The sequence below is a fragment of the Agreia sp. Leaf283 genome (assembly GCF_001422485.1).
Lineage (GTDB): Bacteria > Actinomycetota > Actinomycetes > Actinomycetales > Microbacteriaceae > Agreia.
Map to the genome: position 1 here is coordinate 437,675 of NZ_LMNF01000001.1, position 21,883 is coordinate 459,557.

Sequence of the window (21,883 nt, forward strand, 5' to 3'; positions counted from 1 at the left end):
CCCTCGGGCATCTGACGAATGCGGCGAGCGGCGCACCCGTTACAACCCGTAGTATGTCCGCTGAGGGGGACTCCACAATGACGTCACACAGCACTTCCGGGCACACGCGTGCCCGCTTCATCAGCGCCGCCATCATCACCTTGGGCCTGGCCGCAGGATCGATGCTCACCGCCTCGGTCTCGACGGCGGCACCCGCACCCGGCGTGCCCGAGGTGACCGCGGGCCTCGACTACGTCGCGCTCGGAGACTCGTACTCGGCCGGCCTCGGGCTGGAGCCGGGCACCGCCCTGCCCATTCCGGAATGCGGCCAGAGCGCGGTCAACTTCCCCCACCAGCTGGCGGCGGCCTACGGCCTGTCACTCACCGACGTCTCCTGCTCGGGTGCCACGACCGACGACGTGTCCGTCACCTCGCAGTATGCCGGGGTCGGCCCCCAGATCGAGGCTCTCTCCGCCGACACCGACATCGTGACGATCACCATCGGCGGCAACGACCTCGGCTTCCAAGAGATCGCCGGGTCGTGCATTGCGGCGGGCCCCGACGGCCCGCTGGTCTTCGCCAATCCGCCGGCGCAGAACTGCGCAAGCCTCTACAACGCACAGGTCGACCTCCTGGCCGCCAGGATCGCGGCGCAGGTCGCCCCCGACCTCGCCATCACCTACGCGGCGATCGCCGCCGCGGCTCCAAACGCCACGGTCTTCGTCGTCGGGTACCCGGGACTGTTCCCCGACACGATTCCCGAAGCCGGATGCTTCACCGACGCCTTCACGACACCGAACTCGTTCCCCTTCACCACGATCGACACGGCCTACCTGCGCGCAACGGAGCAGAAGCTCGATGCCGCCATCCAGGCCTCCGCGGCCAATGCCGGCTTCACCTACTTTCCGACCTTCGCCGGCAGCGCCGGTCACAGCGCCTGCGCCTCCGCTGGAACGCCGTACATCAACGGCGTGACGCTCAGCGAGACCGGCTTCGCCTCATCGCTGCACCCGAACGCGCTGGGTGAGACGTTCCTCACCGATTCCGTCAGCCTCGCATTCGACGCCGCGTTCCCCGCGGTCGTGCCGACCGTCACCCCGACGACCGACCCCGTCGCATCCGGACCCGCCGCGGTCGCGCCGAAGCCCGCGCTCGCCAACACGGGCCTGGATGCCGGGCCTCTCGTGGGAGGGCTGGCTCTGGCCCTGCTGCTGGTCGGCGGCGGCTTCGCCGTGAGGGCGCGGCGCACCGCAGCGTCTCGGTGACAGCACGATTGCGCTGATCGGGTAGCCGCGCTCGATACGCTTGACGGGTGACAAACTCCGCCGGCACATCCGACTTCGACGCCCGCCTCGCGGCCGACCCCGTGCACAACGAGCTCGAGCAGTCCATGCTCGACGGCATCCGGGGCGAGGTGCGGCAGACGGTCTTCATCTCGGCCTTTCTCACGACCCCGGTCTACGCACTGAGCCGCACCGAGGCATCCGCCGACGCGTCACAGGGGTTCAGTCCCCTGGTTCTCAGCACGACCGACGGGGCGCCCATGCTGCCGCTCTTCACCGACCTCGGACGCGTGCCGGCCGAGTACCTCGAGGTCGCACCGCATGCGGTCACCCTCACCGGCGGACGCTTCGTGGCGAGCGTCGCCGATGAGGTGGGCATCGTGGTCAACCCCGGACATCCGATCGGCTTCGAGCTGTCACCCGGGGCGCTGGCCGCGATCCGGCGCGACTTCGCCGAGTCGCAGCAGGGGTAGGGCTTCGGGGGTCCCTTCGACAGGCTCAGGGAACGGGGTCGCTCAGGGAACGGCGGGGGTCAGGGGACGGGTGCCAGCTGGCCCAGCCTTCCGGCCAGGATCCCGGGCAGTTGCGCGATCACCTCGTTCGCCTGCAGCGACGCGCCGGCGAGGTTCGCGTGCGTGCCGTCGTCCGACATGCCCGCCTGCCAGCCGCCGCCCGCGTCCGCGACCGGCGTGTAGACATCCAGAATCGCGATGCCGTCGGCACGAGCCGCCCCGGCCAGCAGCCGGTTGAGCTCGATGACCTCGGCACCGACTTCGGCCGACGGCGGCACGAGCACAGCGATCGGCGTCGACCCGCGCTCGCGTACACCCGCCCACAGGCTCTGGATGTCGGCCGCCGCCTGGGCAGGCGAGCGACCGGCGCGCAGGTCGTTGGTTCCGGCCTGCACGAGCACGTAGCCGTTCTGCGCGGCGGCGGTGGCCTCATCGAGACCGGATGCGATGGTCGCAGCGACCGCTCCGGGCTGTGACGCGAACGCGCCCAGCGACGCACCCTCGACGGCATTCGCCACGACCGTCTGCCTCCACCATGATTCGGCGAAGTACGCGTGCGAATCGCTGAGCACCGAGACGGGAACTGTCGGGGTCGGCGCCGCGGGCGCAGCGACCTCCTCGGTGACCGGAATGTGCCGAACGGAACCCTCGACCAACTCCCGCTGAGGTTCGCCGCCCATCATCAGCGCGAACGACGACGCAGCCGCGACGACGACAATCGCCGCGGCCACCACGGCGAGACGACGTGCCGGTTTCTCGGCCGGCCGGAAGGTGGCTCGGCGCGCGGACGAGCCATCCCGTCCGCGAGCGCCGGATCGCATGCCCACGTCGACGGAGCCGGACGATTAGTCGCCGACGACCCCGGCCATGTCGTACTCGGCCTTCACCAGAATGGGCAGGTGGTCGGAGTCGCCCTGCGGAAGCGTCTTGACCTCGTCGATGCGGAACCCGTTCGAGGTCACGAAGTCGAAGTGGCCGCGCACCCACTTGTAGCGCAGGTAGGTCACGCTGTCACTCAGCGAGAGCTCGTAACCCGAATCCTTGATACCGGCGCGCAGCTTGTTCTGGAACAGCGGGTAGTTGAAGTCGCCCACCATGAGAATGGGAATGTCGACGCCGATACGCTGCAGCTCTTCGTGGGCGGCAGTGATCTGGGTTCGACGCAGAGAATTGGATGCCGTGAGCGGCGCGGCGTGGAACGACGCGGCGACGAAGGAGCGGTCGGTCTCGTGATCATGCAACCGGGCACCGAGCAGGCGCTGGGTGCCGGGAGACATGACCCTGTCGTGCATGGACTTCTTGAGGGTGAAGGTGGTGCTGTCCTCGACGGAGAAGCGCTCGGCCCGATAGTAGAGCGCGAGGCCGAGCCGGTTCTCCGTGGTGGCGTGCGACATGGTGAGGTGCCCCATCGTCGACGGAAGCGAGGCGGTGTCGGCCTCCTGCACACAGAAGATGTCGGCATCGAAGTCATCGGTGAGGGCTGCGAGTTCGCCGCTGGCACTGTTGTTCCGAAGGTTGTAACTCAAAACGCGCATTCCGGGTGGTCCTCTCGCAGGTCTGCTAGACGACAGACTATTCGTGACCGGCTGGGATTTGGATCGGTTGCGGCTGTGCCTTTTATTGTTTACGTCCTCTTAATGCGCCCGTTCGCTGGACGGGGCGCGAGGAATACACGCTCGCGTTCATGCGTTCACATGAACATGAAGAAAATCGGGTTCCTCTCCTTCGGTCACTGGAAGCCGATCCCCGGATCGCTGACGCGAACCGCAGCAGACGCGCACCTGCAGATGATCGAGCTGGCGGTGGCCGCCGAGGAGATCGGCGTCGACGGCGCGTACATGCGCGTGCACCACTTCGCCCGACAGTTCGCGTCGCCGTTTCCGCTGCTCTCGGCCATGGCCGCCCGCACCTCGAAGATCGAGCTCGGCACCGGCGTGATCGACATGCGTTACGAGAACCCGCTCTACATGGCCGAAGAGGCCGCGACCGCCGACCTCATCTCGGGCGGCAGACTGCAGCTCGGCGTGAGCCGTGGATCACCCGAGACCGCGCTCCGCGGCTCCGAGTCGTTCGGCTTCGTTCCGCAAGACGGCACGACGGATGCCGACCTCGCCCGGGCGCACACCGAACTGTTCCGCGCGGCCATCACCGATGCCGGCGTGGCCATGAGCAACCCGCAGATGACGGGCGTGAGCCAGCCCCTCGGCATCCTGCCCCAGTCGCCGGGTCTGGCCGACCGCATCTGGTGGGGATCGGGCACACGGGCGACCGCCGTGTCGACGGCCGAGCAGGGCATGAACCTGATGAGCTCGACCCTTCTCTCGGAGGACACCGGCGTGCCGTTCGGCGACCTCCAGGCCGAGCAGATCGCGCTGTACCGCGCCGCATGGAAGGACGCCGGCTGGGAACGCGAGCCGCGCGTGTCGGTGAGCCGCAGCATCCTGCCGATCACCACCGATCAGGACCGCGCCTACTTCGGCGACATGAGCCGCGACCGCGAAGACCAGGTGGGCTACCTCGACAACGGGATCGCCCGCTTCGGCAAGAGCTACGTGGGCGAGCCCGACGCCATCGTCAAGGAATTGCTCGACGACGCGGCCGTGCGCGACGCCGACACCGTGCTGGTCACGATTCCGAACCAGCTGGGGGTCGACTACAACGCCCACCTGCTCGAGACGATCGTGAAGCACATCCTGCCCGAACTGGGCTAGCCGAAGGGTTCGAGTGGCGCCGTGATGCCCATCCGCTGAGGCGGGATGGGCACGAAGACGCCACTCGAAACCCCCGTTTCCGGATGCGCGTCAGTGGCGCACCGCGTAGCGCAGGTAGGCGACTCCCGACTCGAATGATCGGGACTCGAGAAGCTCGAGGTCGCGCCGCTGCTCGTCTCGGGCGAAGAACGGCAGCCCTCCCCCGACGAGCACGGGGAACACCCTCAGGTAGTACTCGTCGATGAGTCCGAGCCTGGCCGCTTCGGCGGCGAGGGTGGCGCCGCCGATGGCGATGTCGCCCTCATCCGGCCCTGATCGCAGGCGCTCGATCTCGTCGGCCAGGCCACCGGACGCGAGGCGGGCTTTGCCCTGGACGCTCGACAGGGTCGTAGAGAACACGACCTTCGGCAGGGCGTTCCAGCGCGTGACCCACTCGCGGCGCGGCGCGGGGAGCGTGTCGATGTCGACGGTATCCCAGTAGAGCATCGCCTCGTAGAGGCGTCGGCCCAGGAGATGCACTCCGACATCGCTGATCTCGCGGAGGGCGATGTCGAAGACCTCGTCGCTCAGGCCGGGCCAGGAGAAGTCCCCGTCGGGCCCCTCGACGAAACCGTCGAGCGACACGCTCATCGAATAGGTCACTCGGCGCACGATGCCTCCCGCTCATCCACTCCGCACGGCAGTGACCTGATGCTACGCCGCCGACCGCAGGCAGAGAAGTGCCCACTGCGGACTGGAGGGACCGGTGCACCGGTACCTCTCGTCCGCAGTGGGCACTGCTGGTGGTGAACTACTCAGCCGAGCGGCGTCGCAGCATGAAGACCGCGGCACCGGCGAGCAGCAGACCGCCCGCGATCGAGATGGGCAGCACGGGTGCGAAGCCCGTCGAGGCCAGCGTCTTGCCACCCGTGGCTGCGGTTCCGGCGGGAACAGCAGGGTTCACCGGAACGACCGGTGCGGCGGCGACCGAGAAGCGCACGACGTTGCTCTGCCCGGAGACCGACGCATCGGACTCGTCGGTGGCATCCCGGGCTGCGATGGCGAAGGTGACGTAGTCACCGATCGCCAGCGGGGTCTGAGCGGCGAACTCGCCGTTCTCGTCGACCGTCGCTTCGAAGATCAGAACGCCATCCTCGTCGACAGTGGGCACCGTCACGGGCACCGCCAGGGCAGCAGGTCCGGCGTCCTCGGCGGCCGCGTCGAAGACGGCGGCCTCGACGACGAACAGCGCGATCTGGTCACCGGGGGTGCCGGTTCCCGTGATCGTCGTCGGCGATCCGATGAGCACCTGTCCCTCCGTGGGCGACGTGATCACGGGGGTGTCGGCGATGCAGTTGAGCGTGATGTCCGCCTCGGCGAGAACGCGGTAGTCGCCCTCTTCGTCGACCGAGCCGACCTCGACGTGCGTCGGGGTGTCCTCGTCGAGAGTGGTCGATCGCTGGCGCACCTCGCCCGGGTCGAGCTGGCCACCCTCGAGCGACACGTCGCCGACGGTGAAGTAGTACTCGGTCACAGTGTCGCCGTCCGAGTTGTCGGCTGTCAGCAGCACACCGAGACCGGGTTCCTCGGTTCCGCCGGTGTCGAACAGACAGGATGCCTCAATGCTGCCGGTCACGTCGGGGCTGTAGTTGCCCACGCAGTCGACCGACGCGAGGTTGCCTCCGAAGAAGCCTCCGTTGCCTCGTACCTGCACGGTGGTGTTCTCGTCTTCGGGAAGCTCGAGCACCGTGCGCTGGGACTCGCCCGGCCCGAGGGTGATCGTCTGATCGACGGTGTCGAAGTTGATGACGACCTCGTACGTGAGGTCTTCATCGGTCGTGTCGGCGTTCGTGACCGTGAATGCCAGCCCGTCGACCGTTCCTTCGCCGGTGCTGATGGCGCAGTTGCCCTCTTCGAAGGTGACGGAGCCGGGCAGGGCCTGCGCGGGCGCAGCTGTGAGTGCGACACCGGCGGCGGTGAGGGCTGCGACACCCAGCACCGCGAAGGTGCGCTTGAGAATTGACGTCATTGTGTGTGGTTCTCCTGATGGTCGGGCGCGTCATCGCGCTCTGTAGTGAGTCCGAACGACGGCCGAGGTCACCAGTGACTTCTGCCCGCAGTCGGGTTCGCGATGCATCGACGCCCCCATCGATACAGGGAAAAACTAACAGCAAATACTCATAAATGGGGATTTTTCTTTTTTTCGGGCTTCGACCCAAACCCTGACGGCCCGGGCTCCGAACACCACCCGTGTGCCGTGCCTGCACATGCCCCCGTGGGCCGGCACGGCACACGCCATACCGAGCGGCCTCGGCGATGTTCGCAGCGGGGACTGCTGAGAACGCCCTACTTCGCCTGGCCTATGCCGAGCGCGTTGCCGTCGGGGTCGATCAGGTAGGCGACCCAGGCATCACCCTGATCGGCGATGCCGTCGACCGTCTTCAATTCGTCGGTGTCGTAGTTCTCGGGCTCGACGCCGCGGTGCTTCAGCTCATCGAGCTCGGCGCGCAGGTCGAGAACCCGCCACTCCGCCTGGGTCTGCTCGTCTTTCGTGCCGACGGTCGATGCCGTCACTTTCAGACGGGTGTTGCCCGAGGCATAGGTGATGGCGGTGTCTGTGGCCTCGATCACATCGAGGCCGAGTCGCTTCTCATAGAACTCGCGCGACGCATCCAGGTCTTTCGAGAGCAGCACAACGTCGACGGGGTGGTCTTTCAGCATGGGTGGAGCCTTTCGATTGGTGGTGTGGGTCGTGCTATTTGCCGTCGGCCTTGCCCTCGGCGATGTACGCCAGTCGGCGGAGCGTCTCGATGTTCCGCACGTACAGTCCGATGTCGAGCAGCGCCGGCGGAATGTACTTTCCCGGCCCAGCGACGGCCTTCTCGATGATGCGCACCACGCATCCGGAGCCCCGAGGCTTCACGTCGATCTGCACGGAGGCCTCACCGATGGGCCAGCCCTTGGCGACGATCAGCATGTGTCGCGGCGGATCCCATTCGTGCATCGTGGTCTCATCGTCGATGACCGCCGGCCACGAGCCGAACGAGTGGTGCAGGTGCGAGCCCTCGGCGGGCCACGCCTTCTCCACGTCGCGCATGCGCGACGACCCCACCACCCACGTGGGAAACAGCCACCCGTCGGCGAGCACGGCGAAGACATCCTCGGGCGAACAGGCCATCTCTCGGACGTTTGTCGACATGACACACCAGCATCCGGCATCCACGAACGGGGGTCTAGGGCTTGCGGTTCGTGGGCAGTAGTCTCGGCCCTATGTGCACCCGTGTCTTCTGGAACGACAACCCCATCGCGAAGGTCACCTCGCGCTGCATGGACTGGGAGGTGAGCGACGAGCCCGAGCTGTGGTTCCACCCTCGTGGCCTCGAACGCTCGGGCGGCTCGCAGTCGGATGCCGCCACGTGGCGGTCGACGTACTCGAGCGTCGCTCTCAGCATGTGGAACATCGGCACGTCCGACGGCATGAACGAGAAGGGGCTGGCGGCACACGCGCTGTTCCTCGACGGTATCGAGCCACCCACGGGCACGGGCGCGCCCACGATCACCATAGAACTGTGGGTGCAGTACGTGCTCGACCACTTCGCGACCGTCGCCGAGGTGCTCGATCACATCGACGACGTGCAGCTCATCGCGCCGCCCATCAGGGGGCAGTACATGGGCGCCCACCTCGCCCTCGAAGACCCGTCGGGCGACTCGGCGATCATCGAGCCCATCAACGGCGAGCTGGTCGTGCACCACGGCAAGGAGTTCACCGTCATGGCGAACTCCCCCGACTTCGACGAGCAGCTGGCCAACCTCGCCCGCTATGCCCCGTTCGGCGGAGAGCTCACGCCTCCCGGAGACATCACCTCGCTCGACCGCTTCGTGCGGGCGAGCTACTTCAGGCACTACCTGCCCGAGCCCGCGAGCATCGCGGAGACGGTGGCCGGGGTGTTCCGGGTCACGCAGAACGCGGCTGTTCCTCCGGGAGCGCCGTACAGCGACGGCGGCGTGTACCCCACGTGGTGGCATGCGGCCAGCGACGTGACCAATCGCGTGTACTACTTCTGGTCGACGCTCAGCCCGTCCGTCATCTGGGTCGATCTGGCCGCGCTCGCCGACGGCACGGAGCTGCTGGCCCTGAATCCGCGCCTCGACGACCTGATCGGCGACGTGACGGGGAATCTCGCGAGAGCCGAGCTCGCCTACTGAGCGACGCCATACGCCACGAATCGGATCCTGTCGACGGGGCGGCGCAGCGTACCGCCGTGGCACAGACTCGATACCTCGGGACAGTTCGCGCCGCATCCGGCACCGCCCGACGAATCGAAGGATTGTCATGACTCGTGGAGTAGCCGTCGTCACCGGAGGAACCGCCGGGCTCGGCAGAGCCATCGTGCGGGAGCTCGCCGATCGGGGATGGGACGTCGCCGTCCTCGCCCGCGGCGAGGACGGGCTGGCGGGTGCCGTGTCGGATGTGCGGATTCGCGGAGGCCGCGGGCTGGGCATCAGCACCGACGTCGCCGACCGCGAGGCCGTCGAGTCGGCCGCCGACCAGGTCGAAGACGAGCTCGGGCCCATCGAGCTCTGGGTCAACGACGCCATGGTCGGAGTGTTCGGCGAGTTCCTCACGACCGCCCCCGAAGACTTCGAGCGCGCCACCCAGGTGAACTACTTCGGCTTCGTCAACGGAACGCGGGCCGCCCTCTCCCGCATGGTTCCCCGCGAGCGCGGCCACGTCATCCAGATCGGATCCGCCCTCGCGCACCGCGGCATCCCGCTGCAGGCCGCCTACTGCGGAGCGAAGCACGCCGTGCAGGGCTTCACGGAGTCGGTGACCACCGAACTCATCCACGCCAAGAGCCCCGTTCGCATCTCGACGGTCGACATGCCGGCGCTCAACACCATCCAGTTCAACTGGGTCAAGTCGCAGCTTCCGAATCACCCGCAGCCGGTCAAGCCGATCTACCAGCCCGAGGTCGGAGCCAAGGCTGTGGCCGACGTCGCCGACCACCCCCGGCGACGCACCTGGGTGGGAGAGCCCACCATCATGACCGTGCTGGGCAACCGCTTCGTGGCCGGCTGGCTCGACAACTACTTGGCGAACGCCGCCTACGACGGCCAGCAGGCCCCGGAGAAGGTCGAGGCCATGCTGCCGAACAACCTCTACGAGCCGGCGAGCGGCGACAAGGGCGCGCGCGGCATCTTCGGCAGCGAGTCCCGCAACGGCAGCCCGGCGACCTGGGCGATCGGCCACCGCAAGACGATGGCCGCGGCCGCGATCGGCCTCGGTACCGCCGCCGTCGGGGGCGCCGCAGTGGCGGCCACCGCGCTCGTCTCGCGCCTGCGCCGGTCGTAGGCTGGGCCGCATGAGCGAAGTCGATGCCGTCGTTGTCGGCGCGGGTCCGAACGGTCTCGCGGCAGCGGTGACCCTGGCGCGCGCCGGGCTGTCGGTTCGCGTGTTCGAGAAGAACTCCACCATCGGCGGCGGGGCGCGCTCGAAGGAGCTCACCCTGCCGGGCTTCCTCCACGACGTCTGCTCTGCCGTGCACCCCATGGCCCTGGCCTCCGGGTTCTTCCAGCGCTTCCGGCTCGAAGAACGCATCGACCTCGTGCTCCCCGAGGTGTCGTACGGGCATCCGCTCGATGGCGGCCGCGCCGGCATCGCGTATCACGACCTCGACCGCACCGCCGGGGCACTCGGACGCGACGGGGCCGCCTTCCACTCGCTCATGGCACCTCTCGTCGAGCGCGCCGACCAGGTCGCCCGACTCGCCGGATCGAACCTGCTCATGGCCCCGCGCCAGCCGATCACGGCAGCTCTGTTCGGCCTGCGCGTGCTCGAACAGGGACTGCCCACCTGGAACCTGCGTTTCGAGGGCGATGTGGCGCCCGCGATGCTCGCCGGTGTCGCGGCCCACGCCATCCGGCCGATGCCCAGCCCCGTCACGGCGGCCGCCGCCCTGAGCCTCGGAAGTTACGCACACGGTCGCGGCTGGCCCGTTCCGGTCGGCGGAAGCCAGGCGATCGTGGATGCGATGGCCGCGGATCTCGTGGCCCACGGCGGGCAGATCGAGACGGATGCCGGCATCCGGTCGCTCGAGCAGCTTCCGTCGTCGACGGCCGTGCTCTTCGACACGACCCCGCGCGCTGTCGCCGACATCGCAGGACGACGGCTGCCCACCGTCTACACGGACGCGCTGCGCACGTTCCGCTACGGCAACGGCGTCGCCAAGGTCGACTTCGCCCTCTCGGGGCCCGTGCCGTGGTCGAACGCCGAGCTGCGCAAGGCGGGAACCGTGCACGTGGGCGGCACCCGAGCCGAGATCGCAGCGTCGGAGGCCGAGGTCGCGTCGGGCCGACACACGTCGAACCCCTACGTGCTCGTCGCCCAGCCGTCGAGCTTCGACCCGTCGCGCGCGCCCGAGGGAAAGCACGTGCTCTGGGCATACACGCACGTGCCGAAGGACTCGACGATCGACCAGACCGAGGCCATCATCACGCAGCTCGAACGGTTCGCGCCCGGCTTCCGCGACCTGATCCTCGCCTCGTCGAGCATGACCGCGCGAGACATGGAGAACTACAACCCCAACTACATCGGAGGCGACATCGCGGCGGGTGCGGCGACGCTGTCGCAACTGGTGCGTCGGCCCGTGCTCTCGCTCGACCCGTGGCGCACCCCGGCATCCGGAATCTACCTGTGCTCGTCGTCGACCCCGCCCGGGCCGGGAGTGCACGGTCTCGCGGGCTGGTACGCGGCGAAGAGCGCGCTGAAGCACAGCTTCGGCATCGGGCATATGCCGTCGCTCGCCCCCGGATACTGAGCGAGGCCCGCGCCGCGGTCGAGCGCTAGGCCGACAAGGCGTCGAGCGGCAACGACTGGCCGAGCTCGGCGCCCGTCGGATCGACACCGCCGCCATCCTGCCGACGCAGCGCGCGGTTGATCTTGCGGATCTCGTGACGGGCCTGGCGCTCGAGAACGGTGCCGGGGTGAGCCTGCCGCACTCCTTCGAGCGCATCGACGGTCTGCTGTGGACCGACCACCCGGCGCAGCGCGTACATGGCCTGCTGGGCCACCTCCGGGTCGTGGATGAGCTCGCGTAGCGTGCGCTCCGTGCCGAGTGCTCGGCGGAAGCGCGGAAGACCCAGCACGACCTGCTGTCGATTCACGCCGTAGCGGGGGTCGGTGACGATGTCGATCAGCACGGGTGCCTCGCGCAGGGGCGCCGCGTTCACGAGAGCCTCTCCCAGCTGCCAGCCGACCCTGCCTCGCGATGCGGTACCCCACTCGAGGAATGCCGAGTACAGCGCACCGAACGCCTTCGGCCGGGCTGCGGGGTTCTTCAGGTGCAGGGCGACCGTCTCGATCACGGCGGGGTCTGTCAGTCGAGGAAGCACGTCGACGAGCACGGGAGTCGCCGCGCGGGAGTCGAAGGCGGAGTTGTCGAAGTAGCGACTGTCGTTGACGAAACGGCCGAAGAACGCGGCGCCCGCGACGCCGTGCTCGGCGAGGAGAGCACGCACGAGCGCGCGCTCATCAGTGGTCGAAACGACGGTCATGCGTTGAGAATACATCGAATAGCTGAGGATTTATCGACGCGGGAATGTCTTCCCGTTATTTTTTCAGCCATGTTGTACATTCGGTGAAGAGTGGGGGTCGTACAACGAGGAGATCCCCGCCATGACTGCAGCAGAATCCGCCGAACTGAACCACCAGAGCGAACCGGCCGCTGCCGGCGACGAGCCGCTCGCCGACGAAGGTGCGACGAAGCAGCTCTCGCTCCCCGAGCCGGTCACGACGCACGACCCGGCACCCGACCCCTCGCCCGATCCCACGCACGATCCGGCACCCGCTCCCGCCCCCGATCTGCCCGAGACGACGAACTCGGACCTCGCCGTCATCCGCAACGAGCTCACCAGCGCGCTGCACGAGGCGCACTTCCAGCGCCGCAAACGAGCGGATGCCGTGCAACTGCTCGCCTACGAGCGTCTCGTGCGGCGATCGCGCGTCTCGGGCAGCCTCTGGCTCGTCGCAGCGCTCGTGCTCGCCGCCGCGGCAATCTGGTCGTATCTCCAGAGCGCCGATCCCCTCGACGTGTGGCAGGTCACCGCCATGGCGTGCGGTGCGCTCGCACTGCTGGCCGTCGTCATGGCGATCGTCTCGTGGAGCGGGCCGAGCAGGGCCCGGCAGTCGCTCTCCCTGCGACAGGTGAGGCGCCTGACGCCTCCCGAGATGCTGTCGGAGGCGTGGTTCCACGCCGGGCTCGAGGTGAGCACACCGCGCCAGTACCGCCGCGCGTTCCACGGTCTCGTCTGAGCGGGAGGGCCCGGCTCGCCGTCGCGGCCTCCCCCGCGAGACAATGGGGTCATGAGCGAGAGTGACGACACCCCCGGCCGCAGCACTGACGGCACCGGCGAGTCCGAACTGGTCTCCCTGCTTCGACAGCTGATCGAGGTCGACTCCTCGAATCCCGACCTCGGCAGCACGGGGCGAGGAGAGGCGGCGGTCGCCGACGTCATCACGAGCTGGCTGGCGCCGCGCGGATGCGAGATCTCGCGTCTCGAGGCCACTCCCGGCCGCCCGTCGATCGTCGCCACCTGGGCCGGAACGGGCGGCGGCCGCTCCCTCATGCTCAATGGCCACATCGACACCGTCTCCCTCGACAGTTACGACGGAGACGGCCTCGCGCCGGTGATCCGCGACGGTGCGATGTTCGGGCGGGGCAGCTACGACATGAAGTCGGGAATCGCCGCCATGATGGTCGCCGCATCGACGGCCGCGGAGCGCCCGCACCGGGGCGACATCGTGCTGGCCCTCGTCGCCGACGAGGAGTTCGAGAGCGCCGGAACCATCGAGGTCCTGCGCTCCTTCTCCGCCGACGGCGCCATCGTCGTCGAGCCGAGCAACGGCGAGGTCACCCTCGCGCACCGCGGCCTCGTCTGGCTCGACGTGATCATCACCGGCCTCGCCGCCCACGGCTCGCGCCCCGACCTCGGCCGCGATGCCATCGTGCAGGCGGGCCGCTTTCTCGCCCGCCTCGGCGACCTGGCGAACGACCTCGCGAGCCGCCCCGAGCATCCGTTTCTCGGGGCAGCCAACGTGCACGCATCTCTGGTGCGCGGCGGCGTCGAGATGTCGAGCTACCCGGCCGAATGCACGATCGGCGTCGAGTGGCGCACGCTCCCGGGGCAGGATGTCGACACCGTCGTCTCCGAGATCGACGCGCTTCTGGTCGCTGTGTCGGCCGAGCATCCGGGTTTCTCGTACCGCATCGTGCCCGGCCTCGCCGAGCCCCCGTTCGAGGCGGATCGCTCGTCGGCCGTCGTGCGGAGCGTGCTCGCGAACGTCGAGCGCGTCACGGGCAGGCCGCCGGTGCTGAGGGGCGAGCCGTTCTGGACGGACTGCGCCCTGCTCGCGGCCGCGGGCATCCCGTCTGTGCTCTTCGGGGTGACCGGCGGCGGCGCTCATGCGGCCAGCGAGTGGGTCGACCTCGCGTCGGTCGAGACGGTCGCCCGCGTGCTCGAGGGCACGATCGACGACTTCTGCGCGTAGCCGCCAGCCCGCCCCTGAGCCCAACCGCCGCCCGTTCCCCAAGCGCAACCACCCGCCCGTTCCCTGAGCCTGTCGAAGGGCCCTCAGGCCAGCGGCTCGATCAGCTCCGGGCCGTTGTTGCGCACGCTGTTGACCTGTTTCGACACCTCGTAGTGCTGCAGCTCGTGGGCCACCTCGAGCGACTCACGATCGAGCAGGTGAAGCAGCCCATCGGAGTCGAGGTCGCTGCCGAGCCAGGCGTCGTAGCCGTCGGGCGTGAGGAACGCGGGCATGCGGTCGTGCACCTCGCCGGGGGCCACGTGCGCATCTCGCGTGACGATGGCCATCGAGATGACCCACCGGTCGGGGTCGTCGTCGGACTTCGCCTTGTCGCGCCAGGCGGACACGATGCCCGCCATGGCGAGGGCCTGGTCTGGCGCGTACACGAAATGGGGCTGCTTCGAGCCGTCGGGCAGGATCGTCCACTCGTAGTAGCCCGCCGCGGGCACGATGCAGCGCTGCGCCTGAAAGGCCCTACGGAACATGCCCGAGGTCGCCACCGTCTCGATGCGCGCGTTGATGGGCTGCGGCCGCTTCGTGAGGTCGGGGTACCACCCGGGAACGAAGCCCCAGCGCACGGCGTCGAGCTCGCGCGGATGCTCGCGACGCTGCCGCACGACCGCCACGTCGTCGGTCGGGGCCACGTTGTAGTTGTCTTCGAGGTCTGGCAGGTCGTGCATCAGGCCCTCAAGCAGGTCTCCTGAGGCCCTGGCCACGACAAAGCGTCCGCACATGCCACCACGCTATCCCTGCACCACCGACACCGGAATAGCCCCGCGCTGCAATAAAACCCGCGGTCGGGTGGTTGATGCGCTCGTGAGCACCACACTTCCGGTCACCGACACCCGCGTCGTCATCATCGGCGCCGGGCAGGCCGGCCTGTCGGTCGCCTATCACCTGCGCCGCCTGGGCCTCGTGCCCGCGAAAGACGTCGTCGTGCTCGACCGCGGGCCGCAGCCGGGCGGAGCATGGCAGTTCCGCTGGGAGTCGCTGCGTCTCGACACCGCGCACAAGGTCGACGACCTGCCCGGCATGTCGGAGCTGGGCGTGAGTTTCGCCACGGCCGACCAGACCCTCCCGGCCCGAGACGTCGTCGGCGACTACTACGGTCGCTACGAGCGGCACTTCGGCCTCGAGGTCGTGCGGCCGGTCGAGGTCAGACGGGTGGCGCGAGTGGATGGCGGGCGCTACGAGGTGGAGACGAACCTCGGCACCGTGCGTACCGATGTGGTCGTGAACGCCAGCGGCACCTGGGCGCGGCCGTTCCGCCCCTCGTATCCCGGCGCCGAGACCTTCTCCGGCATCCAGATCTCGACGCCCGAGTACCGGGCGGCGAGCGACTTCGCCGGGCTCGACGTCGTGGTCGTCGGCGGGGGAACATCGGCCGTCGGGTTTCTGCTCGAGCTCGAGAACGTGGCCTCGTCGACCACCTGGGTCACGCGGAGGCCGGTGGAGTTCACCATGGACGAGCATTCCAAGGTCGCTGCCGTCGAGCGCGCCGACGCCGCAGCCCGCGCCGGCCTGCCCATTCCGAGCGTCTCGAGCGGAACAGGGCTGCCGGCGAGCCCCCGCAACGTGGCGGGCCGCGAGCGAGGAGTGCTGGTCGATCGAGAGATGTTCTCGGCGATCGAACCCGATCGCGTTCGGTGGGCCGACGGGTCGTTCCAGCATGCCGACGCCATCATCTGGGCGACCGGCTTCCGAGCAGAGCTGGCCCACCTCGCACCGCTTCGACTGCGTGAATCGGGCGGCGGCGTGGCCGTCGAACGCGGTCGCTCCCTGCGCGATCCGAACATCTTTCTCGCGGGGTTCGGGCCGCAGGCCAGCACGATCGGGGCGAATCGCGCGGGTCGCCTCGTCGCGACCCAGGTGATGGATGCCCTGGCGGCACAGAACGCGCGGGCCACCTGAACGCCTGCGCCTGAGGCTACGCCTGCGGTCCCGTTCCTCCCGGTTCGGGGATCAGCACCATGCCGTTGGCGCTGTTCGCGGTCACCATGAGCGCTTCGATCCACGCCCTGTTCACCGGGGGCTGCCTGTTGCCGAAGAAGCGGATGTGCAGGGGGATGGTCGGGTGCATCCAGATGGAGCTGCGCCCGTTCCCCTCGTCGGAGTTGTGCTCCCAGTTGAACAGGAACGATTCTCCACGCCGGAACTTGGCGTTGACGACGACGCGCAGATGCGCGAGAAGACGATCGTCGATGTCTATTTCGAGGCCCGTCGGACCATAGATGAGTTTGCCCACCTAGTTAGTTTATCTAGCTATTTCTCGTCATGCGACACGGCATCGATCATCTGGTCGAGAAAGGCCGTGACGATGGTGGCCTCGTGAGGGTCGAGCTGTCGGGCCACGTCCATCATGCGGCTGTGCATGTCGCCGAAGACCTCACGCATATCGGCGTGCGTCGTAGGCGTGGCGGTCAGCACGACGGCACGTCCGTCACTCGGATGCCGGTCCCTCAGCAGATGACCACTCGCCTCGAGCCTGTCGACGAGCACGGTCGTGGATGCCGATGAGATGCCGAGATGCACGGCCAGGTCCTTCGGGCTCACGGCCCGCGAATCACGCTCGGCATTGACGACGAATCGAAGGGCTGTCACGTCGGTCTCGTTGAGCCGGAGAGCAGCGCGGGTTCGACGACGCATCGCCATCTCCGCCACCCGATACTTGCGGAGAGCATTGAGTGCGTCGACTCCGGTCTTGACCTCGGGATCAAGGCCATACCAGTAGCCCGAAGCGCGTGTCTCCGAGGATTCCATGAGTCGATTCTACGGCCGCTTGCTAGGCAGGCTAGGCATCTTCTGTTCTTTCTCGGACAAGTGTCCGAGAAATCGTGCTATACTACCGTGATGTCAACTGTGAGGAGTGCTGTTCTAACCGACAGTTTTCGATCCTCCGCCGACACCCCGGCAGACCCGAGGGCCGCTCGCACGAGGCAGGGAATCCTCGCCGCGGTCGCTCGCCTCCACTCGCACGACTCCGGCGACATCTCGGTGACCGACATCGTGCGCGAGGCGAAGATCAGCCGCAGCTCGTTCTACGCCCACTTCTCGAGCCTCGACGACCTCGCGGTCGCTCTGCTCAGACAGGAGTTCGCGTCGATCACCGTGCCGAGCTCGAACGTTGCTGACCCGGCCTCCGAGCTTCGCGAGAGCTATTCGCAGCTCGTGCAGCACTTCTCGCAGCGCGAGTCCATCTACTCCTACGCCCTGGGCCTGCCCCTGTCGCGCCGCGCGTTCGACGACGTCATCGCGGCCTACGCCGAGCAGGTGCTCGCGTCGTTCGACGAGCCCGAATCCGAGGCCGACGCCATCCGGGCACGCCTCGCGGCGACCTACGTGGCCGGCGGCACGGTGAGCCTGCTCAGCGCCTGGATCGCCGACCACCGCGACATCAGCGCAGACCAGCTGGTCGATGAACTCATCGCCCTGCTCCCCCCGCGGCTCAGTTGACCACTCACACCAGATCTATCCGCCGCACACGACGTCACACAGAAAAGAGAAGCCAGCCGTGAAATTCGATATCGGAGAAACCCTCGTCTACCCGCACCACGGAGCGGTCACCATCACGGAGCTCGAGACCAAGACGGTCAAGGGCGAGGACAAGCGCTACATGACGCTCCGAGTGCACACGAGCGACCTCATCATCAAGCTTCCCATCGACAACGTCGAGCTCGTGGGCGTGCGCGACGTGATCGACGCTGCCGGAGTGGGCGAGGTGTTCGCCGTTCTGCAGAACGACTTCGTCGAGGAGCCGGGCAACTGGTCGCGCCGCTACAAGGCCAACCAGGAGAAGATGGCGTCGGGCAGTGTGCACCGCGTCGCCGAGGTCGTGCGCGACCTGTGGCGCCGCGAGCAGGCACAGGGCGTCTCGGCCGGCGAGAAGCGCCTTCTGCTCAAGGCTCGGCAGGTGCTCATCTCCGAGCTCGCACTCGCCCGCAGCGTCAGCGACGAAGATGCGTCGCTGCTGCTCGACGAGGTGCTGAACGCGGTCGTCGTCTAATCAGACGATCGCATCGAGAGATGTAGGGCAGAGGCCGACCGGTCCCCCCGGACCAGATCCCCACATCCCTGTCGGCCTCTGCCTATTAGTTCAAGCTAAAGACATCTGGCCTCGAGTGCAACGTGACGAACTCTCACGTTACGGCGCGAGACGCCGATCGACCCGGCCACAGGCATCCGAACCGGCTTAAACACGGCCGGCCCGGGGCGAAATGCCCCGGGCCGACGTGGATCGAACTCGTCAGTTGCAGACGGTCGAGAGCTCGGTGAACGTCTCCTGAACATCGGTCGACGCGTCGGTCAGCGCCGTCGTGTCGGCGTTCGTCGGGTCTGACGCGTAGGTCTTGAACTCGCTGACGAGCGTGCTGAGCGCCTTGTCGGCGTCGTCTGCAGCGCCCTTGACCTCGTCGTTCGAGACCTTCGACGCGTTCTCGGAGAACTTGTCGGACACGGTCTGCAGGGCTTCGGAGGCGCCCTCGGGGTCGGTGGCCGCGTCGGAGAGGCTGCTGGTGAGCTCACTCTGCAGATCGGTGAGGCCCGACTCGAGAACCTTGCAGGCGTCGGCCTTGCTCTGGCCGCCTGCGCAGCCGGTGAGCAGGAGTCCGGTGATGGCGAGCGCGCCGATCAGCGATGTGGTCTTGGTGCGCGAGATTCGCATGTGTCTGTACTCCTTTTAGGGGGGTGCGTGGTCCCAAAACCCTAGCAGCCGCGCGGATACGGGCGGGGGCGCGGGCATGGGCAGTGCTCACCATTGACATCGACGCACAGGTGCACGAGCGCGCTCCCACGTCGCCTCACGGGCTCGCGCGTCGAACGAGAGACGCGGCTAGTCGAGGCCCACGAAGACGGGCTCGGGGTGCAGCCGCACCCCGAACTCCGACGACACCCGGTTCTGGATGTAGCGCGACAGTTCCGAGATATCCGCAGCCGTCGCGCCTCCCGTGTTCACGATCGCCAGGGTGTGCTTCGACGAGATCGCGGCGCGCGAGCCGGGCAGCGCGAACCCCTTGCCGATTCCTGCTCGCTCGATCAGCCAGGCGGCGCTCAGCTTGACCTGCGGCTCCGCCGATTGGCCGGATGCCTCGAGCGGCCCGGTCAGGTCGACCGTCAGGCCCGAGGCGGGGTCGGGCAGCGCCACGACGGTGGGCTCGGCCTCCGGCTCGACGAGCCAGCGGGGCGCGTCGCTCGGCAGAGATCGAGCGAAATTCTCCGACACGATCGGGTTGGTGAAGAACGACCCGGCGCTGACGGAATCGGGATCCGTCGCATCCAGAACCATGCCCTTCGACGCGCGCAGCCGCAGAACGGCCGCGCGAACGCCGCCCAGCGCGACCCGGTCGCCCACGGCCACGCCCAGCGCCGTCGCCAGCTGCGGGTAGGCGATGGGATCGCCGAGCGCGAGAGGGCCGGGGGCGTCGGAGCCGGAGTCGCCACCCGCAGGGCCCGCCTGTGCCGACGCATCGGTGAGCGAGAACGTGACCGAGAGCACGACGCCTCGCCTGCCGCGCTTGAACACGCTCGTGCGGTAGCCGAGCTCGAGGTCGTCGCGCACGAGGCGTTCCACGCGGCCGGTGCCGTAGTCGAGGAAGTCGACCGAGACGATCGAGTCGCCTGCCTCCTGCCCGTAGGCCCCGATGTTCTGGATGGGCGACGCGCCCGTCGACCCGGGAATGCCGGAGAGCGCCTCGAGCCCCGACCAGCCCTGCTCGACCGTATAGGCCACGAGCTCGTCCCACGGCTCGCCGGCCTGCACGCGCAGTCGCACGGTTCCGCTGGGCGCGACGATGCGGGCGACCCCGCGGGTCGCGACGCGGATCACGGTGCCGTCGAAGCCGTCGTCGGAGATGACGACATTCGATCCTCCGCCGAGTGCGAGCCAGTCGTCGCCCGAGTCCCACACCTCGAGCACGGTCTGCAGCAGCTGCGGTTCGTCGTGCGGCTCGACGATGCGCGCGGCCGGCCCGCCGACCCGGAGCGTCGTCAGGGGGCCGAGCGGAACATCCGAGCCCTCGATGCGGCCGCCCGTGGGCTCACCGGGGTGCGGTTCGGTGCGACCGTGCCGACCGGTCATACGACGGAAGCGGTGGGGGCCAGGGAGACGACGGCCTGAGCCTTGCCCAGCACCGTGTCGCCGTTGAACGTGACCGTCAGGTCGATGCGCACCGTGCCGGCCTCCGCGTCGACCTTGCCGACCTTGGCGCTCACCACGAGCTCGGCGCCCTCGACGGGGTCGACCAGCACGGGCCGGGTGAAGCGCACCTGGTAGTCGAGCACCCGACCAGGGTCGCCGATCCAGTCGACGACAGGCTGCACGGCGAGCCCCATGGTGAGCATGCCGTGGGCGAGAACGCCGGGCAGGCCCACGGATGCCGCGACGTCGTCGCGGTAGTGGATTGCGTTGAAGTCTCCGGAGGCCCCGGCGTAGCGCACGAGCGAATCGCGGCTCAGCGGAAAGTGGCCTCCCGCGACGACATCGCCCGCGGTCAGCTCGTCGGCTGCAATGGTGATTCCGGCGGTCATTCGTCTCCCCTGACGACGAGGGTGGATGTCGCGGTCACGACGTGCGCGCCCGTCGCGTCGACGATGGTCGATTCGGCCGTGACCATGGAGTGGCCTCCGAGCGACTTGATGCTCGCCACGTTCAGTGTGGCGGTGAGCTCGTCGCCGGCCACGATCGGGCGGGTGAAGGTGAAGCGCTGGTCGCCGTGGACGACACGGGAGAAGTCGATGCCGGCGTCGGGCTCGCTCAGCAACTGCTTGAGCGTGTGCTCCTGCACCACGACCGCGAAGGTCGGCGGCGCGACGACGTCGGCGTAGCCTGCCGCGCGGGCGGCCTCGACGTCGGTGTTGAGTGGGCTGGTGGCGAAGACGGCCGCAGAGAATTCGCGCACCTTCTCTCGCCCGACGAGATAGGCGGGGGTCGGCGCGAAGACGCGTCCGACGAGTTCGGGGTTCACTGGCACCCGTCCATTCTACGAACGCCCCGGCGGCGTCTGCTCTGCGACTGCTGGGCGCACCCGCCTGCCTAGACTGATGAACGATGAGCACTCCCCCCACGCCGAAACCGCGCACGACATCGAACCGCACCCTCCTGCTCGCCCTCGGGCTCGGCGGCGGGCTCGCGCTGATCGTGACGATCGCAGCGGCGGTAACGGTCTTCGCGCTGCTCGCCGGTGTGACGCGCGGCGCGGGAACGGCCGCACCGCAGCCCGACCCGGCGCCATCCAGTGGCACGCCCGGAGACGTCGACGACGGCGACCTCACCTTCGACTCCTCCTCCACGCTGCCGGCGGGCAGTCTCGCCTCCCTCACGTTCCAGCCGCCGGCGGACACCGACTGGGCGCCCGACCAGGACGCCTCGGACGACGCCGACACGATGAGCTACATCAGCGCGTCGACCGGGTGCCGCCTGCGCATCTGGCAGTCGTCGCTCGACGGCATCGACGTGGTCTCAGGCGACGAGAAGGCGACATCGCGCAATGCGGCCTCGTTCATCCGCGACGAGGAGATTCCCGCCGACGAGTTCGCGCTGCACACGTTCACCGGCGGATCCTCGGCGGCCAAGGTCGACTTCGTCGATCTGCTCTGGGGTGCGTCGAACAGCAACTACCTGGCCGTGCGCGCCTTCGGTGATGCGGGCATCTTCGTGTCGCTCGGCGTGGCGTGCCCGTCGTCGAGCGCGTGGGACGCGGTCAAGAAGGCCGACTCGGGGCTCGGAGTCGTCACCACTGCGCCGGTCGAGTAGCCGCGCGAGGGACGAGCACGGCGTATCGACATCACCCCGACGGTGGCCTCGATACGCTCGTTCCTCGCTACTCGACCGGCGCAGAA

Annotated in this window: 26 protein-coding genes; 12 read left to right on the top strand and 14 right to left on the bottom strand. The window is 68.3% G+C overall.

What is annotated here, in order from left to right; genetic code table 11:
• Window positions 1-77: 77 nt before the first annotated feature.
• Together ASF51_RS01915 and ASF51_RS01920 are read left to right on the top strand one after the other, a co-directional pair.
• Window positions 78-1,244, top strand: coding sequence for an SGNH/GDSL hydrolase family protein (locus ASF51_RS01915; protein ID WP_055924435.1), 1,167 nt, complete (start codon window positions 78-80; stop codon window positions 1,242-1,244).
• Window positions 1,245-1,291: 47 nt separating this feature from the next.
• Entirely contained in the window at window positions 1,292-1,735 is a 444-nt protein-coding gene (locus ASF51_RS01920; RefSeq protein WP_055924438.1) for an SseB family protein, read from the top strand.
• Between the two features lie 59 nt (window positions 1,736-1,794).
• Here the strand turns inward: ASF51_RS01920 and ASF51_RS01925 are convergent, their stop codons facing one another.
• Together ASF51_RS01925 and ASF51_RS01930 are read right to left on the bottom strand one after the other, a co-directional pair.
• Window positions 1,795-2,505 carry an SGNH/GDSL hydrolase family protein gene (locus tag ASF51_RS01925; RefSeq protein WP_235497101.1) on the bottom strand — a complete coding sequence of 237 codons (711 nt, stop codon included), beginning with the start codon at window positions 2,503-2,505 and terminating at the stop codon, window positions 1,795-1,797.
• Between the two features lie 114 nt (window positions 2,506-2,619).
• Window positions 2,620-3,309 carry an endonuclease/exonuclease/phosphatase family protein gene (locus ASF51_RS01930; protein ID WP_055924443.1) on the bottom strand — a complete coding sequence of 230 codons (690 nt, stop codon included), beginning with the start codon at window positions 3,307-3,309 and terminating at the stop codon, window positions 2,620-2,622.
• A 159-nt stretch (window positions 3,310-3,468) separates the two neighbouring features.
• On the opposite strand from ASF51_RS01930, the gene ASF51_RS01935 reads away from it, so the two are divergent.
• Window positions 3,469-4,485, top strand: coding sequence for an LLM class flavin-dependent oxidoreductase (locus tag ASF51_RS01935; protein ID WP_055924446.1), 1,017 nt, complete (start codon window positions 3,469-3,471; stop codon window positions 4,483-4,485).
• 90 nt (window positions 4,486-4,575) lie between these two features.
• Here the strand turns inward: ASF51_RS01935 and ASF51_RS01940 are convergent, their stop codons facing one another.
• The 4 genes from ASF51_RS01940 to ASF51_RS01955 all read right to left on the bottom strand — a co-directional run bounded on the left by ASF51_RS01940 (window position 4,576) and on the right by ASF51_RS01955 (window position 7,663).
• Window positions 4,576-5,127 (bottom strand): dihydrofolate reductase family protein, encoded by a 552-nt coding sequence (locus ASF51_RS01940; protein ID WP_200926074.1) that lies wholly within the window; start codon window positions 5,125-5,127, stop codon window positions 4,576-4,578.
• 148 nt (window positions 5,128-5,275) lie between these two features.
• A complete protein-coding gene (locus ASF51_RS01945) occupies window positions 5,276-6,493 on the bottom strand; it encodes a hypothetical protein (protein ID WP_055924452.1) in 1,218 nt (405 codons plus the stop codon).
• A gap of 317 nt (window positions 6,494-6,810) precedes the next feature.
• The gene (locus ASF51_RS01950; protein WP_055924455.1) at window positions 6,811-7,185 is read right to left on the bottom strand and encodes a VOC family protein; all 375 of its coding nucleotides are present in this window, start codon (window positions 7,183-7,185) and stop codon (window positions 6,811-6,813) included.
• A gap of 34 nt (window positions 7,186-7,219) precedes the next feature.
• Window positions 7,220-7,663: an SRPBCC family protein gene (locus tag ASF51_RS01955; RefSeq protein WP_055924458.1), complete on the bottom strand. Its 444-nt coding sequence runs from the start codon at window positions 7,661-7,663 to the stop codon at window positions 7,220-7,222.
• Window positions 7,664-7,734: 71 nt separating this feature from the next.
• Here ASF51_RS01955 and ASF51_RS01960 point away from each other — a divergent pair, with 71 nt between their 5' ends.
• The 3 genes from ASF51_RS01960 to ASF51_RS01970 all read left to right on the top strand — a co-directional run bounded on the left by ASF51_RS01960 (window position 7,735) and on the right by ASF51_RS01970 (window position 11,282).
• Window positions 7,735-8,670 (top strand): linear amide C-N hydrolase, encoded by a 936-nt coding sequence (locus ASF51_RS01960; protein ID WP_055924461.1) that lies wholly within the window; start codon window positions 7,735-7,737, stop codon window positions 8,668-8,670.
• 127 nt (window positions 8,671-8,797) lie between these two features.
• Complete coding sequence (locus ASF51_RS01965; RefSeq protein ID WP_055924464.1) at window positions 8,798-9,817, top strand: SDR family oxidoreductase; 1,020 nt, start codon at window positions 8,798-8,800, stop codon at window positions 9,815-9,817.
• Between the two features lie 10 nt (window positions 9,818-9,827).
• Window positions 9,828-11,282 (top strand): NAD(P)/FAD-dependent oxidoreductase, encoded by a 1,455-nt coding sequence (locus tag ASF51_RS01970; protein WP_055924467.1) that lies wholly within the window; start codon window positions 9,828-9,830, stop codon window positions 11,280-11,282.
• A gap of 25 nt (window positions 11,283-11,307) precedes the next feature.
• On the opposite strand, the gene ASF51_RS01975 is transcribed toward ASF51_RS01970, so the two are convergent.
• Window positions 11,308-12,018 carry a hypothetical protein gene (locus tag ASF51_RS01975; protein ID WP_055924470.1) on the bottom strand — a complete coding sequence of 237 codons (711 nt, stop codon included), beginning with the start codon at window positions 12,016-12,018 and terminating at the stop codon, window positions 11,308-11,310.
• Between the two features lie 121 nt (window positions 12,019-12,139).
• Here ASF51_RS01975 and ASF51_RS01980 point away from each other — a divergent pair, with 121 nt between their 5' ends.
• Window positions 12,140-12,775, top strand: coding sequence for a hypothetical protein (locus ASF51_RS01980; RefSeq protein ID WP_055924473.1), 636 nt, complete (start codon window positions 12,140-12,142; stop codon window positions 12,773-12,775).
• Window positions 12,776-12,826: 51 nt separating this feature from the next.
• On the top strand, window positions 12,827-14,011 hold the full coding sequence (locus ASF51_RS01985) for a M20/M25/M40 family metallo-hydrolase (RefSeq protein ID WP_082479472.1): 1,185 nt from the start codon (window positions 12,827-12,829) through the stop codon (window positions 14,009-14,011).
• Window positions 14,012-14,094: 83 nt separating this feature from the next.
• Here ASF51_RS01985 and ASF51_RS01990 read toward each other — a convergent pair whose 3' ends face one another.
• Window positions 14,095-14,784 carry an SOS response-associated peptidase gene (locus ASF51_RS01990; RefSeq protein WP_055924476.1) on the bottom strand — a complete coding sequence of 230 codons (690 nt, stop codon included), beginning with the start codon at window positions 14,782-14,784 and terminating at the stop codon, window positions 14,095-14,097.
• Between the two features lie 82 nt (window positions 14,785-14,866).
• Between ASF51_RS01990 and ASF51_RS01995 the strand changes: the two genes are divergently transcribed.
• Window positions 14,867-15,961, top strand: a complete 1,095-nt coding sequence (locus ASF51_RS01995; protein WP_055927712.1) for an FAD-dependent oxidoreductase — start codon at window positions 14,867-14,869, stop codon at window positions 15,959-15,961.
• A 16-nt stretch (window positions 15,962-15,977) separates the two neighbouring features.
• On the opposite strand, the gene ASF51_RS02000 is transcribed toward ASF51_RS01995, so the two are convergent.
• Complete coding sequence (locus ASF51_RS02000; RefSeq protein WP_055924479.1) at window positions 15,978-16,295, bottom strand: hypothetical protein; 318 nt, start codon at window positions 16,293-16,295, stop codon at window positions 15,978-15,980.
• Window positions 16,296-16,312: 17 nt separating this feature from the next.
• Window positions 16,313-16,810 carry a MarR family winged helix-turn-helix transcriptional regulator gene (locus ASF51_RS02005; RefSeq protein WP_055924482.1) on the bottom strand — a complete coding sequence of 166 codons (498 nt, stop codon included), beginning with the start codon at window positions 16,808-16,810 and terminating at the stop codon, window positions 16,313-16,315.
• A gap of 90 nt (window positions 16,811-16,900) precedes the next feature.
• On the opposite strand from ASF51_RS02005, the gene ASF51_RS02010 reads away from it, so the two are divergent.
• Together ASF51_RS02010 and ASF51_RS02015 are read left to right on the top strand one after the other, a co-directional pair.
• On the top strand, window positions 16,901-17,503 hold the full coding sequence (locus tag ASF51_RS02010) for a TetR/AcrR family transcriptional regulator (RefSeq protein WP_082479474.1): 603 nt from the start codon (window positions 16,901-16,903) through the stop codon (window positions 17,501-17,503).
• Between the two features lie 58 nt (window positions 17,504-17,561).
• A complete protein-coding gene (locus ASF51_RS02015) occupies window positions 17,562-18,053 on the top strand; it encodes a CarD family transcriptional regulator (protein WP_055924488.1) in 492 nt (163 codons plus the stop codon).
• A 240-nt stretch (window positions 18,054-18,293) separates the two neighbouring features.
• On the opposite strand, the gene ASF51_RS02020 is transcribed toward ASF51_RS02015, so the two are convergent.
• The 4 genes from ASF51_RS02020 to ASF51_RS02035 form a co-directional block, all read right to left on the bottom strand.
• On the bottom strand, window positions 18,294-18,710 hold the full coding sequence (locus tag ASF51_RS02020; RefSeq protein ID WP_055924491.1) for a hypothetical protein: 417 nt from the start codon (window positions 18,708-18,710) through the stop codon (window positions 18,294-18,296).
• Window positions 18,711-18,878: 168 nt separating this feature from the next.
• On the bottom strand, window positions 18,879-20,123 hold the full coding sequence (locus ASF51_RS02025) for a UDP-N-acetylmuramate dehydrogenase (protein ID WP_082479475.1): 1,245 nt from the start codon (window positions 20,121-20,123) through the stop codon (window positions 18,879-18,881).
• The gene (locus ASF51_RS02030; RefSeq protein WP_055924494.1) at window positions 20,120-20,572 is read right to left on the bottom strand and encodes a MaoC/PaaZ C-terminal domain-containing protein; all 453 of its coding nucleotides are present in this window, start codon (window positions 20,570-20,572) and stop codon (window positions 20,120-20,122) included. Before ASF51_RS02030 ends, ASF51_RS02025 begins: the two co-directional genes overlap by 4 nt.
• Window positions 20,569-21,015, bottom strand: a complete 447-nt coding sequence (locus ASF51_RS02035; RefSeq protein WP_055924497.1) for a MaoC family dehydratase N-terminal domain-containing protein — start codon at window positions 21,013-21,015, stop codon at window positions 20,569-20,571. The genes ASF51_RS02030 and ASF51_RS02035 overlap by 4 nt, the downstream gene beginning before the upstream one ends.
• A 77-nt stretch (window positions 21,016-21,092) precedes the next feature.
• On the opposite strand from ASF51_RS02035, the gene ASF51_RS02040 reads away from it, so the two are divergent.
• The gene (locus tag ASF51_RS02040) at window positions 21,093-21,797 is read left to right on the top strand and encodes a hypothetical protein (RefSeq protein ID WP_055924499.1); all 705 of its coding nucleotides are present in this window, start codon (window positions 21,093-21,095) and stop codon (window positions 21,795-21,797) included.
• The last annotated feature ends 86 nt before the right edge of the window (window positions 21,798-21,883 follow it).